Here is a 14,350-nt window from a genome sequence, read left to right as displayed (position 1 = left end):
CACTCTTCATGGGCTCATTTGATGCATGAGGGAGAGTGGTGATCCCGTTGTCAGTGCTCGCGAGCGAATCGGCGTGCAGGCAGGGGCTGCCGGCGGATCAACTGGCGGCCTCCCGGGCCCGGGAATTCGTACGTGCGGCACTCCATGGGTGGACGGCGGCGCTCGATGACGGGCACGAGGCCGTAGGCGGGGCGTCGGCCACCGGAGCTCTCGCCACTGCGCGCGAAGGCCCTGCTCCGGCACGGATCCCCGAGGAGCTCGTCGACGACGCGGTCCTGCTCGTCAGCGAACTGGTCACCAACGCCGTCATGTACGCGGGCACGGATATCGACGTCGTCTGCCGCCTGGAGCGGAACCCGGCCGCCCGGGCGGGCATCGTCGTCGAGGTGGGGGACCGTCACCCCTCCAGAGGGATACGCGGTGCGGCGGCCCGGCACGGTGAGCCCGGGTACGGCCTCCAGCTGGTGAGCGCGCTCTCGGAGTCCTGGGGCGTGACCTACCGGCGGGCGGAGAAGAGGATCTGGTTCCGGCTGGAGGCCGACGGGAGGGACACACCTGCCACGGATCCGGCCCCCTCCAGGCCCAGTACCACCGAGCCCGGCAGCGACGCCCCGTCGCGTGACGCAGAGGCTCGTGACACTGAGGATACGGAGGCGTCGGCGCGTCCTCACACAGAGGAATCCGTACATCCCGCGCCTCCCCGCGGGCGCGCCGCGGAGTGGGTCGACCGCGGCGGGCCGTCGTTCCTGGCCGAGACCAGCGAACTCCTGGCAGGTCAGCTCGACGAGGCCATGGTCACCGCGCTCGCGGCGCAGCTGCTGGTACCCCGGCTCGCGGACTGGTGCGCCATCTGGCTCGGCACACCGGGAATGGGACTGCAACTGTCCCGGGTCTGGCATGCCGACGAGCAGCGCATCGGTCCGCTGCGCGAGGAACTGGAACGGATGCCGCCGCCCGTCGCGGTCCGTACCGGGGGCACGCCCTGGCCCTCTCCGGCGAGTGCCGGTGCCGATCCTGCCGGCGGGTCGGCATTCGCCTTCCCGCTTGAGGCACCCAACATCGACCAGGGCGTTCTGCTGCTCGGCCGGGCAGGGCAGCTGCAGATGACCGACACCGTCGTGCGGATGGTGCAGGCCGTGGCCCGCAGGGTCGCGCAGGCCGTGTTCACCGCCCGCCAGTACACCCGGCAGCGCGCGATCAGCGCCGTGCTCCAGCGCAGGCAACTGCCCGCGAAGCTGGCCAGGATCGCAGGCGTCGACACGGCGGTCGTGTACGAGCCGCACGGCGAGGGACAGACCGTCGGCGGGGACTTCTACGACATTTTCCCGATGGGCAAGGGCCGTTGGTGCTTCCTGCTCGGGGACGTACAGGGAAAGGACCCGGAGGCGATGTCCATCACCGGCCTGGCCCGGCACCTGGTCAGGCTGCTTGCGCGCGAGGGCCACGGTGTCGAGTCGGTGCTCGGCCGGCTCAACATCGCCATGGCGGAGGAGAGCGCCGAGGCATACGCGCTCGGCGGTGAGCAACCGGGCCCCCGCTTTCTGAGCCTGCTGTACGGGGAGTTGACCGTCGCCCCGGGAAGGGCCGGTGCCGGCTGCACGGTCGCCAGTGCAGGACATCCCCCACCACTGCACCTGTTCGCCGACGGCAGTGTAGAACCGGCCTCCGAACCCCAGATGCTGCTCGGCATCGATGAAGGCGCCGAATTCCAGGCCAGCACCTTCGGCCTCGCACCCGGCGAGACGCTTCTGTGCGTGACCGACGGGGTCACCGAACGTCGCTGCGGGAACTGGCAGTTGGACGACAACGACGGTCTGGCCGACATCCTCAGACAGGGCATGGGGCTGGGCGCGAGGGCACTTGCGGAGCACGTACGGCGGGCGGCACACGACTTCGGGGTGGGACCGGTCGAGGACGACCTCTCGGTACTGGTGCTGCAAGCGGTGGTGGCCGACTCCAGCGTTTGACGGCTCCGAGGCCTGACAGCGGACGAACGACGTGGACCACTCGACGAGGTCGGTGAGCAGCCGACCCGATGGCGCTGATGGGCAGTCGGCGGGCTGCGCGAACTGGTGAAGCCCGGACTCCGCGGCACCTCCGGCGCGAGCTGCCCGCCCACCGGAAGGGGACCAGCACGCGTCGGCGGGGGCTGGCGCCGGGTCGGCAGGCCCGGGTGGTCAGCTCCCCGGTGGGAGATCAGCCGGCACATTCACTCCGTCCACCCACCGCGTCGCCGCGTTCGCAAAGCGCACCGCGCCAGGAGCTCCGGGGAACCTCGGGTGAGGCAGGGACAGACCGATCCGGTACGTGGCGTTCGGCTTCAAGCGTGGAGTGTCAGCGTGGCCCGTACGGTCGATGCCTTCGGCGCGGTGTGGTCATCGTTCGTCTCGGAGCGCCCCTGGGGCTGCCAGTCGCGCCAGTCCGCTCCGGTGTCGGCGGAAGCGACAGTGCGTCCGAGCCCGTCCAGCAGCACGATGCGTACGGGACGGGGGTGCTTGGCCGGGGCGAAGCCGCGGTTGACCACGTCCACTTCCACCGGCAGCCGGCCCTGCCCGAGCGCCGACCGGTCGTACCGCGCCTGACGCAATTCCATGCGGTAGCCCAGGTGATCACGTAGGTACTCGAACGGTGGTGGCGCGTAGTGGAACAACGCGGCGACCACGACCCGGCGACAGGGACCGACCTGCTCCTGGCACTCACCGGATTGACCCCGCTCATCGAGCTGAGCGTGATCGAGCCCCAGCAGGCCCTGACCGCCGTCTACCAGCACCTCGACCGACTGTTCACCAGGAGGACCTGACCGTCGACCGCGCGCCCGGACGCGCTGCCGGGAGCGCGCGGTGCCCCGCTGGCCTGGGCGTTGTAAGACCGGAGGACCAGCGGTAGTCGTCCGCGGGGCTGTCCTTTCCGCCGTGTCCGATGGCCTCGGAGTACGCCCAGGCGGTCGCGGCCTGCAGGGCCGCGCCAAATCGCTGCGACGGGTTTGCCGCCGGGGACAGGGAAGTCCGGACCTGTTCTCTCCCGTCTGCGGTGGACCGGCGGCCGTCGTGATCTCAACTCGGCAAATCCGCCCCGTGACCGAGGAGATTCTGTGCCGTGAAGCCCAGCAGCCTGCGCGCGGCCGAGGTGTCGACGGGTGCCGCGCGACCCGGCAGCGGGCGCTGGAGCACGGTCGTGGGGTGAAAGCGGCGCAGCAGCTCCTCCGTCGGGTACGGCACGATGATCTCGGGGGCGCAGAGGTGTACCGCGTGCGCCGCACGGCCGGGCACGTCGAGGGCCAGCAGCGCGGCCCTCGCCGCGTCGTGGACCTCCAGGTACGTCCACAGCTCTCTTGCCCCTGCGGCCGGGTCGGCCGTGAGCCGGGCGGCGTGCGCGTACAGCCGTTCCTCGAATCCGCCCACGTACGGATAGCGCAGGCACACCACGCTCATTCCGTGCCGCCGCGCCATCATCTGCGCTGTCAGCTCGTCGACCTGCTTGGACAGGCCGTAGGGGTCGGCCACCTGGGAGGCCATCTCCTCATCGACCGGTGCGTACGGCGGATGAGGATCCTCGGCGTCCGTCCAGGGCAGGCCCGTGACACCCCAGGAGCTCGCCACCGCCGCGTGCCGGATCCCGGCCCGGCCGGCCTCCTCCAGGACGGTGAAGGTGGAGAGGCTGTTGCCCGCGAAGACCTCGAACGCGGTGTTGCGCGCGGGAGTCGGGATCGCCGCCAGGTGGATGACCGCGTCGGCGCCCTCCAGAGCCGCCCGCACGGTCTTCGCGTCGGCCGCGTCACCGGTCACCACCAGGCGCGCCGCGAGATCACCGGGATCATCGAGGACCAGGGCGTTCGCCTCGATCCCGCGTTCGGCGAGCAGCGCGAGGACCGCGCGCCCGATCCGCCCGGCGGCCCCGGTGACCATCGCTCTTCTGACCATCCAGTCACTCTCCCGCGTCGGTGCTTCTACTTGTAGGCGCGCACGGCGACGACATGCGCCGACGTGGACCCGTTGGTGGCCTCGACGACGACCCGGATCGCCGATGTGGTGACCGGCTCCGCCGGCGTGTGCGTCTCGCGGCGCCGCCGATTCTGCGCCGAACGGGCGATCACGCGCCAGGTGCCGTCGGCATCCAGTGCCTCGACGCGGTAGTCGCGAAGGAGGGTGGGGAGGGTGTCGAAGGGCGTGCGGTGGTGGTGCAGGTTGATCAGGTCCTCGTTGACGTCGTCGTCGGCGATGACCTCGATCCGGCCCAGGGCGACCGGTTCGGGCCAGGCCAACTCGAGCCAGGGGGACGGGTCGTCCGCCAGTGGTGCGGAGACCCACATGTGGGGTCCCGCGTACGGGCGGGCATAGCCGTCGGTGGCCTTGGCGGGGGAGTAGGCCGCGGTCTCTCCCGTACGGAGGCAGAAGGTGCGGCGCAGCAGGCCCGTGTCCGTCCACTCGCGCAGCGGCTGCGGCGATTCGTCGGACGGGCGCAGCGGGACGCGTGTGAAGCACAGGACGCCGGGGGTCGGGCGGTCGGAGCGGTGCAGGGCGAGGGCGTCGTTGGCGCGGACCACCAGGAAGGCGTTGCGAGGGGTTTCGGGAGACCAGTCCAGGCCCGTCCCGATCCACTGCCGGGCACCGGCGGCGACGGGCACGGTGGTGGAGGTGACCAGGCGGCGCGGGACGTAGTTCTGGCCGAGTTCGGGGTCGTACAGATCGATCACGATCTCGGTGTCGCGGTCGGCGTCGACGAGCAGCTCCACCCCCGAGAGGCCCGGGTCCGCGGGGAGGACGAGTCCGGCGTCCGCCGCGAGCGGCCATGGCTCGTCGGGCTCCTCGACCGCCAAGCTGCTCAAGGCGGACGATGCACTGACCGTCGCCCGCAGGGCCAGGTCATCCGGGTCCGTCGAGGCGAGGCCGATGAGCGAGGCATCCTGGCGCAGCAGCGCCCGGTGCAGCTCGGGCACGGGGAGTCCGCGCGGGGTGACATCCCCGGTGGCGCAGAGCGCCGCCGCCGTGCCGGCCGCCTGGCCGATCGTGGCGCAGGTGGCCATGACCCGGGTCGAGCCGAAGGCGACATGGCTGGCGGAGATATTGCGCCCGGCGAAGAGCAGGTTCTCGGTGTTCACCGAGTAGAGGCTGCGGTACGGAATGTGGTAGATGCCGTCCGCGTAGAGCTGTCTGGCACCTGCCCCGGTGGCGTACATGCCCTGCGGCGGATGCAGGTCGATCGACCAGCCGCCGAACGCGACCCGGTCGGCGAACTCGGTCTGGCCGAGGATGTCGCCCTGGTGCAGGACGTAGTCGCCGAGGAAGCGCCGGTACTCCCGTTTGCCGGGGACCGAGCCCACCCACTCCAGGGTCATGTTCGCCGCGTCGAACTCGCCGGAGTTCTTGATGTGGTCCCAGATGCCGTGGATCACCGACCACAGCTCGTCGCGGATGCGTTCGTTGTCGTGGACGGTGTCGAGCTCTCCGCCGAACTCGATCCACCAGTACGCGCAGCCGTTGTCGCCCGCCTTGATGATGCGCCGCTGCGGGATGGAGGTCCCGGTGATGTCCTTGGCGAAGTCGGGCGGCACGAACTTGACCGGGTGGCCGGCGTCCTTCGTGTAGAAGAGGAGCGTGGAGCCCAGGGTGATGTCGTCGGCCGCCTCCGGAGCCCATGCCTCGTCGTACTCGGCGCGCGATTCCCGGCCGATGCGGTGGTGGGCGCCCGCCAGGTGGCCGATCAGGCCGTCTCCCGTGCAGTCGAGGAAGAGGGGGCTCTCGAAACGTATCCGCCGCTCCGAGCCCATCATCCAGCCGGTGACCGAGGTGATCCGCCGGGCCTCGTCCGGACCTTCGGCGTCGACCTCGCGCACGTCGGTGTTGAGATAGAGCGTGATGCCCGGCTCGGCGCGTACGGCGTCCAGGACCACGGCATCCCAGTAGTAGGGGTTCCCGTCCGGGTTGCGGAACTGGTTCTCCACGAGCAACTCGCCCATGATGCCGCCCTCACGGGCATGGTGATTCCTGCCGTGGCCGGTCGCGCCGCACACCCAGACCCGGACCTCGCTGCTCGCGTTGCCGCCGAGCACCGGCCTGTTGTTGATCAGCGCGACGCTCCGGCCGAGCCGGGCGGCGGCGATCGCCGCGCAGACCCCGGCCAGGCCGCCGCCGACGACGGTGATGTCGTGCCGTGCGGTTTCATTCCTCATGTCGTGCGTCACTTACTTCCAGTCGGGATCGGCGGCGAGGCCGTAGTAGATGCGCGGGGCGCCGTCGAGGGTGAGGGTGACCTTGCCGTTGGAGGCTTTCAGAGAGCGTTCCTGGCCGATGCAGTTGAGCTCCCGCACCTTGCCGTCGACCGTACCCGAGTGGGCCACGACCCTGGTCCTGGTCGTCCAGGTGTCGGTCCATGGCTCGGGCGATGCGTACCAGGGATCCTCGCCGTGCTCGGAGTTGAGGACGTACCCGTCCTTGCGGCTCCAGATGATCGACACCGGTCCGGCGGGAGTGGTGAAGAGGAGTCCCTTGATGTCCTGGTCCGCGAAGGCGAGATGCCGGACGAACTCGGCCTCGTCCAGGACCCGGGCTGCGGTCGCGAAGGCCAGGAGCGAGGGCTTGGCGCTGGTGTCGCGGTTCATCAGGCCGTAGTGGTACTCGGGGTTGGCCGGGTCGGCCTCCTGGGGGTGGTGGATCGTCGAGTCGTGCAGCTGGTACCAGTTGACGGCGCGCACGTTCTCGGACTTGGCGAGAGCGAGCGTGAGCAGTGTGTTCTCGGCGGCGTGCCGATAGGTGTCGCTCCACCAGGCGTTGGGCCGGGTCGGTGCGTACGCCTCGGTGAGCCACAGCTCCTTGTCGCCGCCGTACTCCTGAAGGACCTGGTTCGCCTTGCGCAGTGCGCCGAGGAAGTTCCAGTACGTGCCGGACGACCCTTGCGTCCACTCCTCGGGCGGCGGCGCGAAGTCGGGTGTGAAGTTGCCGCGGCCGGGATGGAAGGCGAAGGCGTCGATGAGGTCCCAGCCGCCCGCGTCATGGAAGTTCTTGGTCCATATGTAGTCCATGCCGCCGAGGCCGGCGTTCATGACCTTCATTCGCGAGCCCGCCGCGTCGAGGCGCGTGGTGACCTGGCGCAGACCGTCCCGGACGTAGGCGTCGGCGCCGCGGCCCGACATCCAGGGCTGGTTGACCTCGTTGCTCACCTCGAAGTACGCGGCCTCGGCGTCCAGGGCCTTGGCGACATTCGTGTCGGCCCAGGCCGCGATCTGCTCCGGGCTGCCGCCCACGGGGATGCCGCTCAGTTCCACGTTGTGCCCGATGCCGTTCGCGTCCAGGGTCGCGGTGTCGATGCCCGGGGCGCCCGCGTAGGCGATGCGGATCCACTTGATGCCGAGCGTCCTGACCAGCCCGAGCACGGCGTCCCTGCCGGGCACGAGCAGCCAGGGGTAGTTGGCGAGGCCGAACATCGACTCCTTGCCCGCCTTGTACGTGAACTCCGGGAGCACGCTCAGATTCGTGCGGGCCAGCGCCCTGTCGTTGCCGCTGACCGCCTCCACCTCGGTGAACACGATGTTCTGCGAGGGCGAGGTCAGGGGAAAGGAGGCGTTCCAGGCGGCGCCCGCCGCGAGGCTCCTGGACAGCGTTCCACCGCCGATCCGCTTGCCGCCGAAGTCCCGCGCCCACCAGGTGAGCGTCACCTTCCTGGCCGCGGCCGAGCCGTTGACGACCTGGGCCCTGAGCGTCATCGTCTGCCCGGCCGCCTTGTAGAGGTTGAACGGCTGGTCGGTCCACACCTCCACGCCGAGGGGCCTCCTGGCGGCGAGCGCTCCCGCCCCGCGCGGCCGCAGATCGCCGAGGACCAGATCGGCCTCGGTGACCGCGGTGCCCGCACCGGTCGAGGTGCCGGGGGAATGGATCCATGTGGCGTTCGTGCTCGCCGGGATGGTGGACGAGAGGCAGAAGAAGCCCTTCGAACCCTCCCACGTCTCCACGTACGCACCGCCCGCGTTCACCTCGTACGGAATGCCGCCCCGGGCGTCCCGCTCCCAGACGGTCAGCGCTTCGTACGACTCCGGCGCGCTCGCTCCGTACACCGTGCGGGAGAACATGAAGCCGGCCGGTGTGAGCGTGCCGGAACCGCCGACCTCCCACTTCATGTGTGCCTTGCGAGCGGTGACGTCGAAGGTGCCGCGCACCGTGAGTCCGGACGCGCCGCTCGCCATCGTGTACGTGACCTGAATCGCGGGCCGCCCGTCGGCGAGCGTGATCCGGGCGGGTGTGCCGCCGAAGGTGCGCTGCTGGCCGAGCGCGGTGTCCTTGATCAGGAAGTGGCTGAGCAGGATGCGGTCGGTGCCCGTGCCGTCCTGCACGAGGACGCTGCCGTCGACACGGCCGACGAGGGTGATGCCGTCGGCCTCGATGGTGACCGGGTCCGCGGCGTGCGCGGGAACGGCCGGCAGCAGTGCGGCGCCGGTGGCGACGGCCGTGCCCTGGATGAATCTGCGGCGGGCGACTGACATGGAGGTGCCCTTCTCTCGGTCTGGGTGTTCCGGATGCTCCGAAGGCTGAGCAGGCTCCGAAGCGGAAGGTGTGGTGGGGAGTCGATGGCCCGGCCGTCGGCGCCGGTGGAACTCAGCCCTTGACTCCGGTGAAGCCGAGCCCGGCGACGATGTACTTCTGGCAGACGACGAAGACGAGCACCGGCGGGGCGACGGCGATCACCATCGCGGCGATCAGCTGGTCCTGCGGGGCCTGCGTGGTGAGCTGGGCGAGAGCCACGCTGATCGGTTGCTTCTCGGGGTCGGTGATGGCCACCAGCGGCCAGAGGAAGTCCTTCCAGGAGTGCATCACCGCGAGCAGGCTGATCACGGCCAGCACCGGCTTGCTCATGGGCAGCACGATCCTGGTGAGCAGTTGCCGGGTACTCGCACCGTCGACCCGCGCCGCGTCGAACAGCTCCTTCGGCAGGGCGTCGAAGAACTGCTTGGCGAGCAGCACCGTGAAGGCGTTCGTGCCGGCCGGCAGCCAGATCGCCCAGTAGGTGTCGCCCAGGTTGAGGTGGAGGAACGGCACATCGGTCACGGTCATGAAGAGGCTGACCATGTTCACCGTGTACGGCACGAACATCGTGGCGAGGATCGCCCCGTAGACGGCCCTGCCGAACCTCGGCCTCAGCACCGACAGCGCGAAGCCCGCCGTGGCCGAGACGAAGAGCTGCACGAACCACGATCCGCCGACCACCAGGAAGGTGTTCATCAGATAGCGGCCGACACCCAGATCGGTGTACGCCGCCGAGAAGTTGCCCAGGGCCGGGCGGTCCGGCCAGAGGGCCAGGGGCTGGGTGGTGAGCTCGGTGGGCGTCGACACCGCGCCCTTGACCATCCAGTACAGCGGTCCGATGCCGATGAGCAGCAGCAGGATCAGGGTGAGCACCTGGACGGAGCGCACTGCGGCGCGTACGCCGGGCCGTCGGCGGTCGTTGGCGGAGACGAAGGTGGTGAGCGTGGTCATGACTTGCTCCAGCTGCGGGTGGCCCGCAGATACACCGCGGAGAGCAGGGCGAGGGCGAGCACCATCAGGAAGGAGAGTGCGGCGGCCTGGCCGTACTCGCCGTTCTGGAAGGCGTACCGGAAGATCAGCAGCAGGACCGTGAGGGTGGAGTTCTCGGGCCCGCCGCCGGTGAAGACGTACGGCTCGGTGAAGACCTGCACCGTGTTGATCAGCTGGACGAGCAGCAACAGTCCGATGACGGAACGGAGCTGTGGCAGCATCACATGCCGGATCCGCCGCCAGATCCCGGCACCGTCCACCTCGGCGGCCTCGTAGAGTTCGCCGGGGATGCCGACCATCGCCGCGAGGTAGATCAGGACGGCGCCGCCCATGCCCGCCCAGGTGGCCTCCAGGACCAGCGAGGGCATGGCGCTGCCGGAGGACTCCAGCCACGGGTACGGGCCGAGCCCGACCTTGCCGAGGACGTTGTTGAAGAGCCCGCTCCCGGGATCGTAGAACCACTTCCAGAGCAGGATCGCCACCACTGGCGGGATGACCACCGGCAGATACACCAGGAAGCGGAAGACGCCCGCGCCGCGCCGCACCGTCGACATGACCGCGGCCAGGACCAGCGGCGCCGGGAAGCCGATCAGCAGGCCGAGGACGACGAAGAACAGGGTGTTCCCGACAGCGGTGCCGAGCAGCGGATCGTCGAACAGGGTACGGAAGTTGTCCAGGCCGACCCAGACCGCAGGCTCGACGAGGTTGGTCTTCTGGAAGCTGAGCAGCAGGCTGCGCACGATCGGCCACCAGGCGAAGAGCCCGAAGACCAGCAGCGCGGGGACGAGGAACAGCCAGGCCGTGAACTGCTTGCGGGAGCCGGTGCCACGCCGCGGGGGCAGGGTTCGCGGCACGGGCTCCTTGGCCACAGGGGCCGGGCGCCGGGACGGAGTGAGCAGGGCCATGGGCCGGCTACTTCTGGTCCGCGGCGAGCTTGGCATTGACGTCCTTCTCGGCCGAGGCCAGCAGGGAGTCGATGTCGGCGTCGCGCTCGGTGAGCACAGCCTGGACCACCGGGTCGAGCGCGGTGTACAGCTTCTGCGCCTGGTACGGCGGCTCCGGCTTCAGCCTCAGCGCGGAGAGACCGTCGATGTACGGCTGGAAGTTCTGCAGCTTCACATTGACGTACGGCTTGATCGCGGCATCGATCTCGGCCTGCCGCTCCTTGTCGAAGACCGGCAGCGTCGGCACGCCCACCGCGGACTTCGGGTCGGCGGAGAGCGCCTTGGCCTGCTCGGCGGCCAGGTCGGTGCTGTACTGCGGCTTGGCGTAGGCGAAGGTCAGCCACTTGACGGCCGCTGCCGCGTGCTTCTTGTCCGCGGACTTCGGGACCATGTAGATGTCACCGCCGGTGAGTGTCGCATCGCCGCCGGACTGCGGCATCGGGGCCACACCGAAGGCGTCGGTGTTCTCCATGCCGAACTGCATCTTCGCCAGTCGGTACGTCCCCGGGCTGCCCATGAACATGCCGACCTGACCGGCCGCGAACTGCTTGATCACGTCGTTCTGATTGTTGAGCAGGGTCTTGCCGAGCGAATCGTCCTTCCAGCGCATGTCCTTGAGCAGCCGCAGCCCCTGCTTCGTCGGCTCCCCGGTGAGCGTGGCGGTGTACTTGCCGCCCTGCTCCTTCTCCAGCTCGCCGCCGAAGGCGTACGACAGCATCGTCAGCTGCCAGCCGCCCTGGTTGTCCTTGGACTCGTGGACGAAGCCCGCCTTGCCGGTACTGTCGCTGATCCTCTTGGCGGCCGTGCGGACTTCCGCCCAGGTGGCCGGCGGTCTGTCCGGGTCCAGGCCGGCCTTCTCGAAGAGCTCACGGTTGTAGACCAGACCCTGGGCGTACGGATTCTGCGGTACGCCGTACACGTCGCCGGCGCTGTCGGTGAGCGGCTGGAGGACCTGAGGGTTGAACTCCTTGAAGTGCTGCCACTCCTTGAGCTGCCCGGTGATCGGCTGCACCTGCTTCTGCTGGATGAGCCGCTGCGGCTCGGTCAGCGGCACCTTGATGACGTCCTCGACATTGCCGCCGGACAGCTTCGCGGAGAACGTCAGCGGGTCGAAGACCGTGGTCGAGCCCTTGACCTTGATGCCCGGATTGGCCTTCTCGAAGTCGGCCACCTGCTTCTTGAACAGGGCGAGCCCCGGCTTGTCGGTGGCCGGCGGCATGCCCTGCACCCGCAGCAGGAGATCGCCGTCCCCGCCGGTACTGCTGGGGGTGAGGGAGGAACAGCCCGCGAGGGTCGCGGTCAGCGCCATGCAGCCAAGTATGGCCGCACGGCGGGAGTTTCTGGGCATAACGGCTCCAAGAAGGGCAGGAGTGGGCTCGGTGCGTGCGGTGCGGTGCTTCGCTCGTCGTGGTGGTGGGGTGCGCGGTGGATCAGTGGGCGGGTGCGGGGCCCGTCGAGGCGCGGGGGATCAGGCGTGAGCCGATCTCCACGAAGGGGGAATCGGCCTCAATTCCTTTTCCTGCACGTCCTGTTGTGCCCGACGAGATCGTCTCGATCAGGAGGTCCCCCGCCCGCGTGGCGATCTCTTCGGGGTCGATCCTGATCGTGGTGAGGCTGGGAGTGGAGACGGAGGCGAGCAGTGTGTCGTCGATGCCGATGACGCTGACGTCGCGCGGCACGCTCACGCCGAGGTTGGCCATCTGGTGCAGCACGCCGAGGGCGACCAGGTCGTTGTGGGCGATCACGGCGGTCGCGTCGTGGGCGGCGACGAGGGTGGCGGCGTGCACGCCCGTCTCGAACCGCGGCTCGTACGGGCCGAGCTCGGACAGGGAGAGGTCGAGCGCTTCGAAGGACTCCTGGATGGACTTCCCGCGGCTCAGCTCGGCGCGGGACGCGTTGATGAAGACGCAGCGCCGATGACCGTACGCCTTCAACTGCTCCGCGGCCTGGGAGATGCCGGCGGACAGGGAGATCCGGACCTCGGGGATGCCAGGGACGTGACGGTTCACCACCACCAGCGGCATCCGGCCCGCGAGTTCATGGAGCCGGTCCTCGGTCAGGGTGGAGGCCCACAGGATCAGGCCGTCGACCCGCTTCGAGACGGCCGCGATGGCGGCCAGCTCGTCCGCCTCGCGCTCGTCGCTGTCGGCGACCAGGACCGTGTACCCCAGGTGCCGGGCGCGGGCCTGCATCGCCTTGATGACCGGCGGGAAGAACGGGTTGGCGATGTCCGGGACGATCAGGCCGAGCGTTCCGGTGCCGCCGCCGCGCAGTGAACGGGCCGCCGGGTTGGGGGAGTAGCCGAGCTCGGCCGCGGCGTCGAAGATGCGCTGCCGCGTCGTCGGCTGCACCTGGTCGGGTGCGGTGAACGCGCGGGACACCGTCGACACCGAGACGCGCGCGGCGCTCGCCACCTCCCGGATCGTGACTGCCACGGACGGCCTCCTCGTCGTCTTGAGCCCGGGGGACCCCGGTCTTCCTGAGCCGGGGGATCCCGGTCGTCTCGCGTCTGGATCCTGCGAATGCGGTTGATGTTTGCGAACGTTCCCAGGACGTGTCAAGACGTGTGTCAGAACTATTTCATCGAGGAAAACCCTCTGGGTGCAAGGGTCTTGTGCTTCGGCTCGACTACTGCTGATGATGTGCTCTCAAGAACGGCACTGCAATTGCGGGAACGTTTTCATAGAGGAGTGGCATGAAGATCACCGGCCTGGAAGTGCTTACTCTTCCCGACCACGGCGACAGCATGATGCTGGTCGTGGTCGACACCGACGAGGGCATCCACGGCTTGGGCGAGGTCGGCATCAGGTCGCGCCAACGGGCGGTCGCGGGCGGTCTCGAGCACCTCGCGGAGCTGATCGTCGGCGAGGACCCGAGGCGGATCGAGCACCTCTGGCAGGTGATGTTCCGGCGCGGTTTCTTTCCCGCCGACCGCATACTCGGCGCCGCCATCGCAGCAGTGGACGTGGCGCTCTGGGACATCCGCGGCAAGGCGCTCGGCGTACCGGTGCATGAACTCCTCGGGGGCCGGGTGCGTGATCACGTACCCGCCTATGTGCATGTCGGCGACGGCTACCACGACCGCGCGTGGTTCCTGGACCGCTGCCGAGAGCTGGTCGCCGAGGGCTGGCGTCATCTGCGGTTCGCCGCGCCGCACGACGCCGACGGCACGCTCGACGCCCGCCGCTGCCTGCGGGAATCGGTCGACCTCTTCCACCAGGTGCGGGACGCGGTCGGCGACGAGGCGGAGCTGATCCTCGACGTCCATACGCGCCTGGATCCGCCGGAGGCGCTGACCCTGTGCCGGGAGGTCGAGGCGGCCCGCCCGTACTTCGTCGAGGACCCGCTGCGCTGTGAGAACCCGGACAGCTACCGCATGCTGCGGGCGCGTACCGGCGTACCACTGGCCGCGGGTGAGCAGTACGGCTCCAAATGGGAGTTCAGGACACTCATCGAGGACGACCTCATCGATTACGCGCGCGTGGACGTCGGGGTGGCCGCCGGCCTGACCGAGGCGAAGAAGATCGCGGCGATGGCGGAGACCCACCACATCAAGCTCGCCACCCACAACCCGCTCGGCCCGGTCACTGCCGCCTCCTCGCTCCAGCTCAACCTGTCCTGCCCCAATGTGGCGATCCAGGAGCACCAGACCGACCCCGATCCGGCCATCGCCGCCCTCTTCACCGCACGGCCGACGATCCTGCCTGGGCGGGTGGAGCTGAGCGAACTGCCCGGCATCGGCGTCGACATCGACCGGGAGGCGGCGCGCCGGTATCAGGCCGCCGCGGCCGAGCGCCCGCACTTGCGCACGGCGGACGGCGCGTTCACCAACTGGTAGCCGCGCCGCGCACGGCCGGAACGCGCAGGCCTTTGACGCGGCCACCGGCGCGGGCCCGGGACCTG

At 69.5% G+C, this 14,350-nt stretch carries 11 protein-coding genes; 3 read left to right on the top strand and 8 right to left on the bottom strand.

What is annotated here, in order from left to right; all coding sequences use genetic code 11:
* Nucleotides 1–38 precede the first annotated feature (38 nt).
* Nucleotides 39–1,967, top strand: a complete 1,929-nt coding sequence (locus ACFYY7_RS24390; RefSeq protein ID WP_388664436.1) for a SpoIIE family protein phosphatase — start codon at nt 39–41, stop codon at nt 1,965–1,967.
* Nucleotides 1,968–2,320: 353 nt separating this feature from the next.
* Here the strand turns inward: ACFYY7_RS24390 and ACFYY7_RS24385 are convergent, their stop codons facing one another.
* The gene (locus tag ACFYY7_RS24385; RefSeq protein WP_388664434.1) at nt 2,321–2,662 is read right to left on the bottom strand and encodes a DUF4832 domain-containing protein; all 342 of its coding nucleotides are present in this window, start codon (nt 2,660–2,662) and stop codon (nt 2,321–2,323) included.
* On the opposite strand from ACFYY7_RS24385, the gene ACFYY7_RS24380 reads away from it, so the two are divergent.
* On the top strand, nt 2,642–2,800 hold the full coding sequence (locus ACFYY7_RS24380; protein ID WP_388664432.1) for a hypothetical protein: 159 nt from the start codon (nt 2,642–2,644) through the stop codon (nt 2,798–2,800). The genes ACFYY7_RS24385 and ACFYY7_RS24380 overlap by 21 nt on opposite strands.
* 253 nt (nt 2,801–3,053) lie before the next feature.
* On the opposite strand, the gene ACFYY7_RS24375 is transcribed toward ACFYY7_RS24380, so the two are convergent.
* From ACFYY7_RS24375 to ACFYY7_RS24345, 7 genes are all read right to left on the bottom strand, one after another.
* Nucleotides 3,054–3,920, bottom strand: coding sequence for an NAD-dependent epimerase/dehydratase family protein (locus ACFYY7_RS24375; protein WP_388664430.1), 867 nt, complete (start codon nt 3,918–3,920; stop codon nt 3,054–3,056).
* A 26-nt stretch (nt 3,921–3,946) separates the two neighbouring features.
* Nucleotides 3,947–6,169: an FAD-dependent oxidoreductase gene (locus ACFYY7_RS24370; protein WP_388664428.1), complete on the bottom strand. Its 2,223-nt coding sequence runs from the start codon at nt 6,167–6,169 to the stop codon at nt 3,947–3,949.
* Between the two features lie 12 nt (nt 6,170–6,181).
* Nucleotides 6,182–8,473 (bottom strand): hypothetical protein, encoded by a 2,292-nt coding sequence (locus ACFYY7_RS24365; protein ID WP_388664426.1) that lies wholly within the window; start codon nt 8,471–8,473, stop codon nt 6,182–6,184.
* A 112-nt stretch (nt 8,474–8,585) separates the two neighbouring features.
* A complete protein-coding gene (locus ACFYY7_RS24360; RefSeq protein ID WP_388664424.1) occupies nt 8,586–9,464 on the bottom strand; it encodes a carbohydrate ABC transporter permease in 879 nt (292 codons plus the stop codon).
* Nucleotides 9,461–10,408 carry a carbohydrate ABC transporter permease gene (locus ACFYY7_RS24355; RefSeq protein ID WP_388664422.1) on the bottom strand — a complete coding sequence of 316 codons (948 nt, stop codon included), beginning with the start codon at nt 10,406–10,408 and terminating at the stop codon, nt 9,461–9,463. The genes ACFYY7_RS24360 and ACFYY7_RS24355 overlap by 4 nt, the downstream gene beginning before the upstream one ends.
* A gap of 7 nt (nt 10,409–10,415) precedes the next feature.
* Nucleotides 10,416–11,756 (bottom strand): ABC transporter substrate-binding protein, encoded by a 1,341-nt coding sequence (locus ACFYY7_RS24350; RefSeq protein ID WP_388664420.1) that lies wholly within the window; start codon nt 11,754–11,756, stop codon nt 10,416–10,418.
* Nucleotides 11,757–11,877: 121 nt separating this feature from the next.
* A complete protein-coding gene (locus ACFYY7_RS24345; protein ID WP_388664418.1) occupies nt 11,878–12,882 on the bottom strand; it encodes a LacI family DNA-binding transcriptional regulator in 1,005 nt (334 codons plus the stop codon).
* Between the two features lie 260 nt (nt 12,883–13,142).
* Between ACFYY7_RS24345 and ACFYY7_RS24340 the strand changes: the two genes are divergently transcribed.
* Nucleotides 13,143–14,285, top strand: coding sequence for a mandelate racemase/muconate lactonizing enzyme family protein (locus ACFYY7_RS24340; RefSeq protein ID WP_388664416.1), 1,143 nt, complete (start codon nt 13,143–13,145; stop codon nt 14,283–14,285).
* The last annotated feature ends 65 nt before the right edge of the window (nt 14,286–14,350 follow it).

The sequence above is a fragment of the Streptomyces sp. NPDC001933 genome, assembly GCF_042890955.1.
Classification (GTDB): domain Bacteria; phylum Actinomycetota; class Actinomycetes; order Streptomycetales; family Streptomycetaceae; genus Streptomyces.
The sequence above is the reverse complement of the archived record's forward strand: the minus strand, read 5'-3'. Positions and strand labels throughout refer to the sequence as shown.